This is a genomic window from Rhodococcus koreensis, assembly GCF_900105905.1.
In the GTDB taxonomy this organism is placed as follows: Bacteria; Actinomycetota; Actinomycetes; order Mycobacteriales; family Mycobacteriaceae; genus Rhodococcus_F; species Rhodococcus_F koreensis.
In genome coordinates this window covers 4,071,020-4,083,603 of sequence record NZ_FNSV01000005.1, presented here as the reverse complement: position 1 = coordinate 4,083,603, position 12,584 = coordinate 4,071,020, and the positions used below count along the sequence as shown (strand labels likewise).

General features: G+C 69.2%; 11 protein-coding genes. 8 read left to right on the top strand and 3 right to left on the bottom strand.

Going from position 1 to position 12,584, the window contains the following annotated elements; translation table 11 throughout:
* Positions 1–48: 48 nt before the first annotated feature.
* Positions 49–687: a cholesterol catabolism transcriptional regulator KstR gene (gene kstR, locus BLV94_RS23115; protein WP_005566090.1), complete on the bottom strand. Its 639-nt coding sequence runs from the start codon at positions 685–687 to the stop codon at positions 49–51.
* Positions 688–781: 94 nt separating this feature from the next.
* Here kstR and BLV94_RS23110 point away from each other — a divergent pair, with 94 nt between their 5' ends.
* The 6 genes from BLV94_RS23110 (at position 782) to BLV94_RS23085 (ending at position 7,799) form a co-directional block, all read left to right on the top strand.
* The gene (locus BLV94_RS23110) at positions 782–2,944 is read left to right on the top strand and encodes an acyl-CoA dehydrogenase family protein (RefSeq protein WP_072939468.1); all 2,163 of its coding nucleotides are present in this window, start codon (positions 782–784) and stop codon (positions 2,942–2,944) included.
* A gap of 83 nt (positions 2,945–3,027) precedes the next feature.
* A complete protein-coding gene (locus BLV94_RS23105) occupies positions 3,028–4,068 on the top strand; it encodes an acyl-CoA dehydrogenase family protein (protein WP_072939466.1) in 1,041 nt (346 codons plus the stop codon).
* On the top strand, positions 4,053–5,204 hold the full coding sequence (locus tag BLV94_RS23100; RefSeq protein ID WP_072939465.1) for an acyl-CoA dehydrogenase family protein: 1,152 nt from the start codon (positions 4,053–4,055) through the stop codon (positions 5,202–5,204). Before BLV94_RS23105 ends, BLV94_RS23100 begins: the two co-directional genes overlap by 16 nt.
* Before the next feature lie 14 nt (positions 5,205–5,218).
* Positions 5,219–6,214 (top strand): bifunctional MaoC family dehydratase N-terminal/OB-fold nucleic acid binding domain-containing protein, encoded by a 996-nt coding sequence (locus BLV94_RS23095; protein ID WP_072939463.1) that lies wholly within the window; start codon positions 5,219–5,221, stop codon positions 6,212–6,214.
* Positions 6,211–6,633, top strand: a complete 423-nt coding sequence (locus BLV94_RS23090) for a MaoC family dehydratase (RefSeq protein WP_072939460.1) — start codon at positions 6,211–6,213, stop codon at positions 6,631–6,633. Before BLV94_RS23095 ends, BLV94_RS23090 begins: the two co-directional genes overlap by 4 nt.
* Positions 6,630–7,799: a lipid-transfer protein gene (locus tag BLV94_RS23085; RefSeq protein WP_072939458.1), complete on the top strand. Its 1,170-nt coding sequence runs from the start codon at positions 6,630–6,632 to the stop codon at positions 7,797–7,799. The genes BLV94_RS23090 and BLV94_RS23085 overlap by 4 nt, the downstream gene beginning before the upstream one ends.
* Here the strand turns inward: BLV94_RS23085 and BLV94_RS23080 are convergent.
* Together BLV94_RS23080 and BLV94_RS23075 are read right to left on the bottom strand one after the other, a co-directional pair.
* Positions 7,771–8,880: a flavin-containing monooxygenase gene (locus BLV94_RS23080; RefSeq protein WP_072939456.1), complete on the bottom strand. Its 1,110-nt coding sequence runs from the start codon at positions 8,878–8,880 to the stop codon at positions 7,771–7,773. The genes BLV94_RS23085 and BLV94_RS23080 overlap by 29 nt on opposite strands.
* A 109-nt stretch (positions 8,881–8,989) precedes the next feature.
* On the bottom strand, positions 8,990–10,630 hold the full coding sequence (locus BLV94_RS23075; RefSeq protein WP_072939585.1) for a helix-turn-helix transcriptional regulator: 1,641 nt from the start codon (positions 10,628–10,630) through the stop codon (positions 8,990–8,992).
* Between the two features lie 149 nt (positions 10,631–10,779).
* On the opposite strand from BLV94_RS23075, the gene BLV94_RS23070 reads away from it, so the two are divergent.
* Both BLV94_RS23070 and BLV94_RS23065 read left to right on the top strand, forming a co-directional pair.
* A complete protein-coding gene (locus tag BLV94_RS23070) occupies positions 10,780–11,736 on the top strand; it encodes an ATP-binding cassette domain-containing protein (RefSeq protein WP_072939455.1) in 957 nt (318 codons plus the stop codon).
* Positions 11,733–12,551 carry an ABC transporter permease gene (locus tag BLV94_RS23065; protein WP_072939452.1) on the top strand — a complete coding sequence of 273 codons (819 nt, stop codon included), beginning with the start codon at positions 11,733–11,735 and terminating at the stop codon, positions 12,549–12,551. Before BLV94_RS23070 ends, BLV94_RS23065 begins: the two co-directional genes overlap by 4 nt.
* Positions 12,552–12,584 lie beyond the last annotated feature (33 nt).

The following is a 12,584-nucleotide window of genomic DNA, read 5'->3' as shown; positions in this document are numbered from 1 at the left end:
TGACGGATGTGAGCGCGTTCTCGGCCGGGGCTGTGCCCCGATCGCGTCCTACTCGGGTCTGCGGCTCCCGTCACCGAGCAGCAGTTCGACGGTGAGTTCGAGCCGATTCGCGACATCGGTCGCGGACGAGCGGCGTGTGAGCCAGGCCACCAGGTTCGACAGCCACACGTCGGAGATGACGCGGGCGACGGCCAGTTGGTCCTCGGTGGGTTCGGTGTCCGTCATCGCGCGGGCGAACAGCCGGTCCATCAGCTTGCCCACCTGATCGACCTCGGCGGCGGCGGACGCGTCGGCGAACATGAACGCGCGCGTCATGGCCTCGGTCAGCAGCGGGTCGCGCTGCATGGCCCGGGTGATCTGGCTCAGGATCAGCTGCATCCGCTCGAGGGGGTTCCGGCCCGGCGGGTTCTTTCCGCGGGAGTCGATCCGCTCGAACTCGCGGGCGAGCGCCGACACCAGCAGGTGCACCTTGGACGGGAAGTAGCGGTACAGCGTTCCCACGGCGACGTCGGCGCGTTCGGCGACGGCCCGCATCTGCACGGCTTCGTATCCGCCCTTGGACGCCAGGGCCAGGGTCGCGTCGAGGATCCGCTTGCGCCGTTCCTTCTGCGCGTTGGAACTGAGATCGTCCTCGCCCAGCGTCGCCGCAGCGACCGTCGTGGACCGTGATCGAGAGCTGGTCGTCATTACCTGTTTTCCTTCGCGCCTTGACTCATGGCCAGGTGTCATATTAGAACACGTTCTAGACGAATGTGTCATTCAGGAGAGGCGGATACCCGTTGTGACTATCGCCACCACCGAGGAACAGAGAGCTGCAGCGGGTGCGATCCAGGCTTGGGCGCGGTCGACGGACCCGCTGGTCACAGTACGGCAAGGACCAGCAGATTCGTGGCACACGTCGTGGCCGTCCTTCTCTTCGCTCGGAATTTTCTCGGTCGCCGTGCCCGAAGAGGTCGGTGGGTCGGGGGCGGAGATCGTCGATCTCGCCGCGATGCTCGAACAGGCCGCGACCGAACTCGCCCCGGGTCCTGTTCTCTCCACCGCTCTGGCCGCTCTCGTCGTCGGGCGCAGCTCCGGCGCCGCCGCGAAACGATGGTCCGAGGATCTCGCCGACGGCGCGATGCCGTGCGCGGTGGCTCTCGGCAACTCCCCGGTGAACGCGACCCTCGGGGCCGACGGCGGGTTGACGGTCACCGGCGACGCCGGCTTCGCGATCGGCGGCGACGCGGGCATCGCCGTGCTGTTGCCGGCCGACACGGGCGAGCAGGTCGTGTGGTGCCTGGTCGACGGTGAATCCGACGGCCTGAACATCGCGGTCGCCGACACGATCGACAAGAGCCGTCCGCTCGCGCGGGTGCGGTGCGACGGGGTGGCGGTGGCGGCCGACCGCGTGGTCACGGGGGTGCGGGACGGGCTGGTGTCCGACCTCGCCGCGACCCTGGCCGCCGCGGAGGCGTCCGGCATCGCGGCCTGGTGTCTGCGAACGGCGGTGGAGTACGCCAAGATTCGCGAGCAGTTCGGAAAACCGATCGGATCGTTCCAGGCGATCAAGCACCTGTGCGCGGAGATGCTGTGCCGCGTCGAACAGTCCGGGGCCGCGGCGTGGGACGCGGCCGTTGCGGCGGAGGACGCGTGGAATGCGGACGGTGGCGAGCTCCCGGTGGCGGCGGCGGTGGCGGCGACGATCACGCTCGACGCCGCCGTCGAGACCGCCAAGGACTGCATCCAGGTGCTCGGCGGAATCGGCTTCACGTGGGAGCACGACGCCCACTTCTACCTGCGCCGGGCGACGTCGCTGCGGCAGCTGCTGGGCGGCTCCGCCCGCTGGCGGTCGCGGGTCACGGAACTGACCCGGGCGGGCGCTCGCAGGCACCTGTCGATCGACCTGACGGGCCTTGGCGCCGAGCGGGCCCGGATCCGCGCCGACATCGCCGCACTGGTGGCGCGGCCGGAGCCGGAGCGACGCGCGGCCTTCGCCGAGTCGGGCTACCTGGCCCCGCACTGGCCCGCGCCCTACGGGCGAGGTGCGCGCGCCGCGGAGCAGATCCTGATCGAGGAGGAACTGGCGGCCGCCGGGATCGGCAGACCCGACCTCGTGATCGGCTGGTGGGCCGTGCCGACCATCCTCGAGCACGGCAGCGCCGCGCAGATCGAGCGTTTCGCCACCCCGACGCTGCGCGGCGAGATCATCTGGTGCCAGCTGTTCAGCGAACCCGGCGCCGGCTCCGACCTGGCGGCGCTGCGAACGTCGGCGGAGAAGGTGGACGGCGGGTGGCGGCTGAACGGCCAGAAGGTGTGGACGTCGAGGGCGCAGGAGGCGGACTGGGCGATCTGCCTGGCCCGCACCGATCGGGAGGCGCCCAAACACAAGGGCATCAGCTACTTCCTCGTCGACATGACGAGCCCCGGCATCACCATCTCGCCGCTGCGCGAGATCACCGGCGACGCCCTGTTCAACGAGGTGTATCTCGAGGACGTGTTCGTGCCGGACGACCTGGTGGTCGGGAATCTCGGCGACGGCTGGAAGCTGGCCCGCACCACGCTGGCGAACGAGCGGGTCGCGATGGGCGGGGGCTCCTCGCTGGGCGCGGCGATGGAGGAACTGCTCGCACTCGCGGGTGACGGCGACCCGGTCACCGACGACACGCTCGGCCGGCTCATCGGCAACGCGCTCGTCGGCTCGCAACTGGAACTGCGCACCACCCTCCGGCAGCTGGACGGCCAGGACCCCGGGCCCGAATCGAGCGTCCGCAAGCTGGTGGGCGTCCGGCAGCGGCAGGCGGTCGCGGAATTCGCGATGGAACTCGGCGGCACGGACGGCTGGGTGGAGGGACCGCTCGCGCGCGAGTTCCTGAACACCCGCTGCCTCTCGATCGCGGGCGGAACGACGCAGATCCTGCTGACCGTGGCGGCCGAGCGCATCCTCGGGCTGCCGCGCGGCTGAGCCGGGCCGGGCTCGGCCTTTCGCGGGGTCCGGGATGGTGATACAACTAGAACACGTTCTAAATCGAAAGTGGGATTGTCAGCGTGGACTTCACTCGAGACGAAACCCAGGAGGCCGTGGCCCAGGTCGCGGCCGGACTGCTGGCCCGCGACCTCGACGGCGACGCCCTCTGGGCCGCCTTCGCCGACGCCGACCTGCTGACCCTCGCACTGCCGGAACGTCTCGGAGGCGAAGGGCTCTCGGTCACCGACGTCGGTGCGCTGCTCACCGAGGTCGGGCGGCAGGCGGCGCAGGTCCCGGCCCTCGCGACGCTCGGATTCGGGGTGCTGCCCATCGTCGCGCTGGGCGACGACGCGCAACAGGACGCCCTGCTCACCGGTCTCGCCGGCGGTCGCACTTTCACGGCGGCGCTCGCCGAACCCGGGGCGCAGTTCCCGGCACGGCCGTCGGTGACCGCGGTCGCGGAGGGCGACGGCCACTCCGTCACCGGTCGCGTGCTCGCGGTCCCGTACGCCGAGCGGGCGCACCGGATCCTGGTGCCGACGGACGCCGGGGTGGTGCTGGTGGATCCGGGCGCGGACGGCGTCGCGCTCACACCGACGCCCTCGGCGTCGGGCAGCCCCGAATTCGCGATCACGTTCGACCGGGCGCGGGGCGATCTGCTCGCGGCCGGCGACAACGCGGTGCAGACGCTGTACCGGATCGCGCTGGCCTCGATCGGGGCGGTGGCCGACGGACTGCTCTCCGGTGCAACGGTTCTGGCGGGCGAGCACCTGGCCACCCGGCACCAGTTCGGCAAGCCGCTCGCGACGTTCCAGGCCGTCTCGCAGCAGATCGCCGACGTTTACGTCACGTCCCGCACCCTGCACGTGTCGGCGCTCGCGGCGTCGTGGCGGGTGTCCGAGGGCCTGGACGCCCAGGACGATCTGGACGTGATGGCCTACTGGATCGCCGCCGAGGTGCCCGCCGCCATGCAGGTGCTGCACCACCTGCACGGCGGGATCGGCGTCGACGTGACGTACCCGCTGCACCGCTACTACTCGACCGCCAAAGACCTGGCCCGCCTCGTCGGCGGCGCCTCGTATCGACTCGACCTCGTGGGGGCCCGGTGTTCATCGATCTGACCGACGAGCAGCGGGAGCTGCAGGCGGAACTCCGGCGCTACTTCTCCGGGCTGATCTCCCCGGCCGAGGCCGAGGTGATGCGCACCGAGCGCCACGGCGCCACCTACCGCGAGGTCATCCGCCGGATGGGTAAGGACGGCTGGCTCGGGGTGGGCTGGCCGGTGGAGTTCGGCGGTCGCGGCTTCGGAGAGATCGAGCAGCAGATCTTCGTGAACGAGGCTGTGCGCGCCGATGTTCCGCTGCCCTCGGTGACGCTGCAGACGGTCGGGCCGACGCTGCAGACCTACGGCACCGAGGAGCAGAAGCGCAAGTTCCTGCCCGCGATCCTGGCGGGCGAGGTGCACTTCGCAATCGGCTACACCGAACCCGAGGCGGGAACCGATCTGGCGGCGCTGCGGACCACGGCCGCCCGGGTGGGGGACGAGTACATCGTCAACGGCCAGAAGATCTTCACCACCGGCGGCCACGACGCCGACTACCTGTGGCTCGCCGTCCGCACCGGTTCGGCCGACTCGCGGCACCGCGGCATCTCCATCCTGATCATGGACACCAAGGACCCCGGCTACAGCTGGACACCGATCATCACGTGCGACGGCGCGCACCACGTCAACGCCACGTACTACTCCGACGTCCGGGTGCCCGCGAACATGCTGGTGGGCGAGGAGAATCAGGGTTGGCGCCTGATCACCACCCAGCTCAACCACGAACGCGTCATGCTCGGACCGGCAGGCCGGGTCGGGGGACTGTACGACCGCATTCGCAACTGGGCGGTCGCGCACGACCTCCTGGGCGAACCGGACGTGCGGCGCGCGCTCGGCGAGATCCACGCGACGTACCGCCTCAACGAACTCCTCAACTGGCAGGTGGCGTCCAGTGAGTCGGACGCCGTCGACATCGCCGACGCGTCCGCGACGAAAGTGTTCGCCACCGAACGCATTCAGCGCATCGGCAGGCTCGCGGAGGAGATCGTCGGACGTTACGGCGACCCGTCCGAGCCGGCGACCGCCGACCTCGTGACGTGGCTCGACATGCAGGTGAAACGCAACCTCGTCATCACGTTCGGCGGCGGCGTCAACGAGGTGATGCGCGAACTGATCGCGACAGCCGGCCTGAAGCTTCCCCGAGTCCCGCGATAGGAGCGCCGCGCGATATGAGTTCCGAACAGATTCTCGCTGCCGCAGAGGAGGTCCGGTCGGCGGGCCCGAGTGCTCCCCGGCCCGGACGGGACCCGATCAACCTGCCGATGATCCGCAATTGGGTGGAGGCGATCGGCGACAAGAATCCGATCTACGTCGACGAGGCGGCCGCGCGGGCAGCGGGACACGACGGCATCGTCGCCCCGCCCGCGATGGCGCAGGTGTGGACGATGCAGGGCCTGAACGCCGTTCGGCAAACCGACGACCCGCTCGGGCGCATGACGACCATCCTCGACGAGGCCGGGTTCACGTCCGTCGTCGCCACCAACTGCGATCAGATCTATCACCGCTACCTGAAGGTCGGGGAGGAGGTCACCATCACCACGACCCTCGAGGATGTGGTGGGCCCGAAGAAGACGGGCCTCGGCGAGGGATGGTTCTTCAACACCCGCAGTGTGTGGCGCGACGCCGCAGGCGAACCGGTGGCCGAGATGCTGTTCCGGATTCTGAAATTCATGCCGAAGACCGACCGGCCCGGGCCGTCGGGGAACGGGCAGGGTGCGTCCTACGACGACCTGGACCCGTCGAGGATGATGCGGCCCAGCGCCTCGCCGGACACCCAGTTCTTCTGGGACGGCGTGGCCGCGCACGAACTGCGGATCCAGCAACGCGAAGACGGGTCGCTGCAGCACCCGCCGGTGCCCGCGCTGTGGAAGGACAAGTCGGAGGCGACGGACTACGTCGTCGCGTCCGGCCGCGGCACGGTGTTCAGTTACGTCGTCCACCACGCGCCGAAGGTCCCGGGACGTTCGCTGCCGTTCGTGGTGGCGCTGGTCGAACTGGAGGAAGGCGTCCGCATGCTCGGCGAACTGCGCGGGGTCGAGCCCGCCGACGTGACGATCGGGATGCCGGTGGAGGCGATCTACCTCGACTTTCCCGGTGACGACGAGACGGGCGGCGCGCCGTGGACCCTGTACGCGTGGCAGCGCGGAGCGAAGGAGCAGTCATGACGTCCACTCTCGATGTCGTCGTGGGAACGACGCTTCCGGAACTGTCCGTCACCGGCGACCCGACGTTCGTCGTCTCGGCCGCACTCGCGACGCGCGACTTCCAGGACGTCCACCACGACCGCGACCTGGCGCAGCAGCGCGGATCGAAGGACATCTTCGTCAACATCCTCACCGACACCGGTCTGGTGCAGCGGTTCGTCACCGACTGGGCGGGACCGACCGCGGTGATCACGTCGATCGCGCTGCGCCTGGGGGTGCCGTGGTACGCCTATGACACGCTCACGCTGAGCGGCACGGTGGCGTCGGTGGACGACGGCGTCGTCACGCTCGATGTCGTCGGGAAGAACGGTCTCGGCAACCACATCACGTCGAAGGTGACCCTCGTCCTGGACGGACGCACGAACGGAGCGGGTGCATGAGCGGGTTGTCGGGCAAGGCTGTCATCGCCGGGATCGGCGCCACCGACTTCTCGAAGGATTCGGGCCGGAGCGAATTGCGGCTGGCGGCGGAGGCCGTGACGGCGGCGCTCGAAGACGCCGGGCTGACACCGGCGGACGTCGACGGGCTGACGTCCTTCACGATGGACACCAACACCGAAGCCGCCGTGGCCCGTTCGGTCGGTATCCCGGATCTGAAGTTCTTCAGCCGCATCCACTACGGCGGGGGCGCGGCGTGCGCGACCGTGCAGCAGGCCGCGATGGCCGTCGCCACCGGCGTCGCCGACGTGGTGGTGGCGTACCGGGCGTTCAACGAGCGGTCGGGGATGCGGTTTGGGCAGGTGAACTCCGGTCTGGTGCAGCAGGTGAACTCGTCCGGTACCGACAACGCGTTCTCCTACCCGCACGGCCTGTCGACGCCTGCGGCGTTCGTCGCGATGGTCGCGCAGCGGTACATGCACGAATACGGCGCCACGAGTGAGGACTTCGGACGGATCGCGGTCACCGACCGCAAGCACGCGGCCACCAATCCGAACGCCTTCTTCCACGGCAAGCCGATCACCCTCGAGGACCACCAGAATTCCCGCTTCATCGCCGAACCGCTGCACCTGCTCGACTGCTGCCAGGAGTCCGACGGCGGCATCGCGATCGTGGTCACGTCGCCGGAGCGGGCGAAGGATCTGAAACAGAAGCCGGCGGTGATCGCGGCGGCGGCGCAGGGGAGCGGCAGCGACCAGTACATCATGACCAGCTATTACCGGCCCGAGCTCGCGGGACTGCCCGAGATGGAACTGGTCGGCAGGCAACTGTGGGATCAGGCCGGACTCGGCCCGCAGGACATGGATCTGGCGATCCTGTACGACCACTTCACACCATACGTATTGATGCAGCTCGAAGAGCTCGGCTTCTGCGGTCGCGGCGAGGCCAGGGACTTCATCGCCGACGGCGCCATCGATCTCGACGGCAGCCTGCCGCTCAACACCCACGGAGGCCAGCTCGGGGAGGCCTACATCCACGGCATGAACGGCATCGCCGAGGGGGTGCGGCAGATCCGCGGCACGTCCGTCAACCAGGTCTCCGGTGCGCAGAACGTCCTCGTCACCGCAGGCACCGGAGTGCCTACGTCAGGGTTGGTGCTGACGGCCTGACACCGGCCCGGGACTGCCTGCGCGCGATGTGTTTCGCGACGTAGGCGGCGTCGCGGCCCACCCCGCCGGTGAGCATCGACGCGAATGCCTGCAGGAACGGCAGACCGACGAAATACAGTCCGGGATGGTCGGGTGAGACTCCGCGGGACTGCTCGGGCCACCCGTCCGCACCGGTGACGGGGATCTGGATCCAGGTCGTGTCCTTGCGGAACCCGGTGCACCAGATCACGTTGCGGACGTCGAGAGCGGTGCCGTCGTCCAGGATCGGTGTGCCGTCGCGCACGTCGGTGACCTTCGCCGGGAAGTGCTCCACACCAGCCGCGGCCAGGTCGGCGCGCTTGACCCGGAGCAGTGGGCCGCCACCCGAGCGGACGTGGGTGCGCATCTTCCGGCCGATGGGGGTGCGTTCGGTCAGAACGTGATTCGCCATGAACCACATGATCGGGATCGCGACGTGCGCGGCGCGCCCCTCGAGGTCGAACGGCACCTCACCGCGGACGGGACCGCAGATCGTGGTGCGATGCGAACGGGAGGCCTCCAGGGCGATGTCCGCGCCGGAGTGGCTGCACCCGACCACCAGCACCGGCCCGTCCTGCAGTTGGGAGGGATTGTGGTAGTCGCTGGAATGCAGTTGCCGGATCCGGGGGTCGAGGCGGTCGGCGAGGTCGGGGATGACCGGGGTCTGCCAGGTGCCGGACGCGACGACGACGTTGCCGGCCTCGAATCGGTCCGTTCCGGCGGTGACGACGTAGCGGTCGCCGAGACGGGACAGTCCGTCCACGGTGACGCCGGTCCGGACCGGCAGCGCGAACCGCTCCGCGTAGGCCTCGAAGTAGTCGGCGACCTCGTCCTTCCCCGGCCAGGACCAGGCGGGGGCGGGAATTCCCCAGCCGGGCAGCCCGTCGTACCGGGCCGGACTGTAGAGCCGGAGCGAGTCGAACCGTTCCCGCCACACGTCCCCGACGCGGTCGTGGGCGTCGAGGATCACGAAGTGCTGCCCGCGTTGGGCGAGGTGGTAGCCGGTGGCGAGGCCGGCCTGCCCGGCACCGATCACGATCGTGTCGAAACGTTCTGTGGACATCGGGTGCCTTCTTCCCTCGGCGTTCGGTGGTTGTGCTCAACGCTAGGAGCGAGGCCGACCCGGGCGCGTCGGGAGAAAGGCGCAAATACGTACGACCGTATGGGTACTTTCATGTAGCCGGGCCGACGAGGTGATGCTCGTAGGCATAGGCCGTGGCCGCCGACCGCGACGAGATTCCCAGCTTGACGAAGATGTTGCTCAGGTGCCGGGCGACCGTCTTCTCGCTGAGGAACAGTTCCGTCGCCACCGCCCGGTTACTCTTGCCCGCCGCGACGAGGCGGAGCACGCACACTTCACGCGGGGTCAGCGGAGTGGAGTCCGCGGAGCCGGGACGGAACTCCGCCCGTAGTCGTTCGAGGTCGGGGAGCGCGCCCAGTTGCCGGTACGTGGCGGATGCGAGGTCGTGCTCCATCTGCGCGGTGTCTTCGTCGCCGAGGTCGCGGCACACCAGCGCGACCGACTCCCGGACCCGCGCGCACTCGTAGGGCGCGCCGATCTCCTGCCAGCGCCGCCACGCGTCGCGCAGAACGGTCAGCGCGTCACTGCCCCGCCCCTCGGCGTGCAGCACCGATCCTGAAGCCTGCGCCGCCAGGGCACACAGATAGGGAATCGCGAACCCGGATGCCGTCGAGTCGAGTTCGTCCGCGGCCGATCTCGCCGCCGGGACGTCGCCCGAGGCGAGCAAGATCTCCACGCACGCGGGCAGCAGCCGGGCGCGTTCCACGGCGCCGGTGGCTTCGTCCAGAGCACAGCGGATCGACGCGGCCGCGCTGCCGACCCGCCCCTGCGCCATCCGCAGCAGCGCGAGTCCGGGTTGCGGGCGCCTGCCCAAGCGGTTCGCCTCCAGGAACAACTTCTCGGCCTGGGCGACCTCGCCGCGCAGGCGGTGGAGGTCGGCCATCACGTAGGCGGCGGACCCGGCCGCGGGTTGCGAGGCGAGTCGTTCGTGCGCCCGCCGCGCCGAGTCCATCGCCGTCGGCCAGTCGCCCTGCAGTTGCAGGATCTCGGCACGGTGGACGAGGCATTGGCCGCGGTAGGGGACGAGGCCGGGTTGCGAGGAGCACCATTCCTCCAGCGCCACAGTCCATTCCCGGGACCGGCGGAGGTCGCAGATGTTCTGGCACTGCTCGATCACGGCGCAGTACACGATCCCCGCGACCACCGGGGACACGTTGTCGGACGTCACCCCGACCATCGCCTCGTCGAAAGCGGACACCGCCTCCGCGACGTGCCCCAGCAGGACGAGCGAATGGCCGGTGCCCAGCACCCCGAGCGTCGTCAGATCCGGGTCGGCGAACCGGATGCCCACGTCCGTCACCGTGCGGAAGATGTCCTGGGCCGCGGTGCCGTCGCCGTCGTCGATCCGGCGTAGCCCCTGCGGCACCAGCAGGTAGCCACGCTCCGCGCAGTCCACGCCCGCGGTGTCCAGAAGTCGCTGGGCCTTGCCCAGCCAACCGCCGCCGCGGGCGTGCTCGCCCCGCATGAGCAGGCCGAACGAGAGCCAGAACGCGCACCGCGCCGAGCGCACCGGTCGACCCGTGCGGGTCCACTCGTGCACCGCCCGCTCCCACCATTCGGTGCTGGCGTCGTCCTCACCGAGCAGGTAGGCGGCGGTGGCGAGCAGTTCGAGGTCGTCACCCGGCAGCGGGTCCCGCCGATCGGCGCTCGACAGGCGGGTGTAGGTGTCGCGCCAGTCTCGCCGCTCGAAGGCCGCACGGCCCGTCCGGAGTTCCGACGCCGCATCCGACATCATGGTCTCCTGCCGAAGATCTGCACGCTGACCTGCCCGAATTTCAGACTACCGCCGCACAGGGCCTGCCCGGAACGTCGAATATTCCGCTGTACCTGTCGGTGCCTCGAGTCACACTGGGTCGACACGCCAACGGATGGGAACTTCTGATGGTCGATGCGATAACGGCAGAGGGTCTGGTCAAGAAGTACGGCAAGGTCACAGCGCTGGACGGGGTCGACCTCGCGGTCCCCGCGGGAACGGTGATGGCGCTGCTCGGCCCGAACGGCGCAGGCAAGACGACGGCGGTGCGGGTCTTCACCACCCTCCTCGTCCCCGACGCCGGCCGGGCAGAGGTCGCCGGTCTCGACGTCGTCCACGACGCGCGGGTGCTCCGGTCCCGGATCGGCGCGTCGGGTCAGTACGCGGCCGTCGACGAGTACCTCACCGGTTTCGAGAACCTCGAGATGGTCGGTCGGCTCTACCACCTCGGGGCCAAACGCAGTAAGGCGCGAGCCCGCGAACTGCTCGAACAGTTCGACCTGGTCGAGGCGGGAGATCGCCCCGTCAAGGGCTACTCGGGCGGCATGCGCCGGCGTCTCGACCTCGCCGGAGCGCTGGTGGCCGAGCCGGAGGTGCTGTTCCTGGACGAACCGACCACCGGGCTCGACCCCCGCGCCCGGCTGGCTCTGTGGGACGTCATCGACAATCTGGTCGCCCGGGGCACCACGCTGCTCCTGACCACCCAGTACATGGAGGAGGCCGAGCGCCTCGCCGACCAGATCGCGGTGATCGACCACGGTTCGGTCATCGCCCGCGGAACCGCCGACGAATTGAAGGATCGCGTGGGCGGTGAGCGCATCGAGTTGAGCGTCCGGGAGGGCATCGACCTCTCCGTCGTGCGCGACGAACTGGCCCCGCTCGCCGCAGGCGAGATCCTGCTGGAAGAGAACGTCCGCCGGGTGACGGTGCCGGTGACCGGCGGTGCGGACGCCCTCGTCGAAGCGCTGGGCCGACTCTCCAATCGAGGAGTGAAAGTGTTCGACGTCGGTCTGCGCAGACCGACCCTGGACGACGTCTTCCTCACCCTGACCGGACACGAAGCCGAAGAGGAGCACGTCTCATGAGCGCACCACAGACGGCGTCCGTGCACACCGCGCTCGCGGACGGGCTCACGATCGCCAAACGCAACATGATCAAGATCAAGCGCGTCCCCGACCTCATCGTGTTCACCACGTTGTCGCCGATCATGTTCGTGCTGCTGTTCGCGTACGTCTTCGGCAGCGCGATCCAGGTTCCCGGAATGTCGTACCGCGAATTCCTGATCGCCGGGATCTTCACGCAGACAGTCATCTTCGGGGCCACATGGACGGGCCTCGGGATGGTCGAGGATCTGCAGAAGGGGATCATCGACCGATTCCGGTCGCTGCCGATGGCCCCGTCCGCCGTCCTCCTCGGCCGCACGTCCACCGACGTCCTGATCAACATCGTCAGCCTCGTCGTGATGTCGCTGACCGGTCTGATCATCGGGTGGCGCATCCACTCGAGTCTCGGCGAAGCAGTTCTCGGCTACCTGCTCCTGCTGTTGTTCGCCTACGCCCTGTCCTGGGTGATGGCGGTGGTCGGACTCTGGATCCGCACCCCGGAAGTGTTCAACAATGCCAGTTTCATCGTCATCTTCCCGCTCTCGTTCATCGCGAACACGTTCGTCGAGACCACCAACTTGCCCGGCCCGCTCAAGGTGATCGCCGAATGGAACCCGGTGTCCGCGGTGACACAGGCCGTGCGGGAACTGTTCGGAAACACCAACCCGGCCATGACCGTTCCCGACGCCTGGCCGTTGCAGCACCCGGTCATCGCCTCACTCCTGTGGTCGGCGGTCCTGCTGGTGATCTTCGTACCGTTCGCGATCCGGCGGTACAAGAAGGCGGTCAGCCGGTGAACGGTCGCGGCCGTGCTGTCGCCGGACGAACGG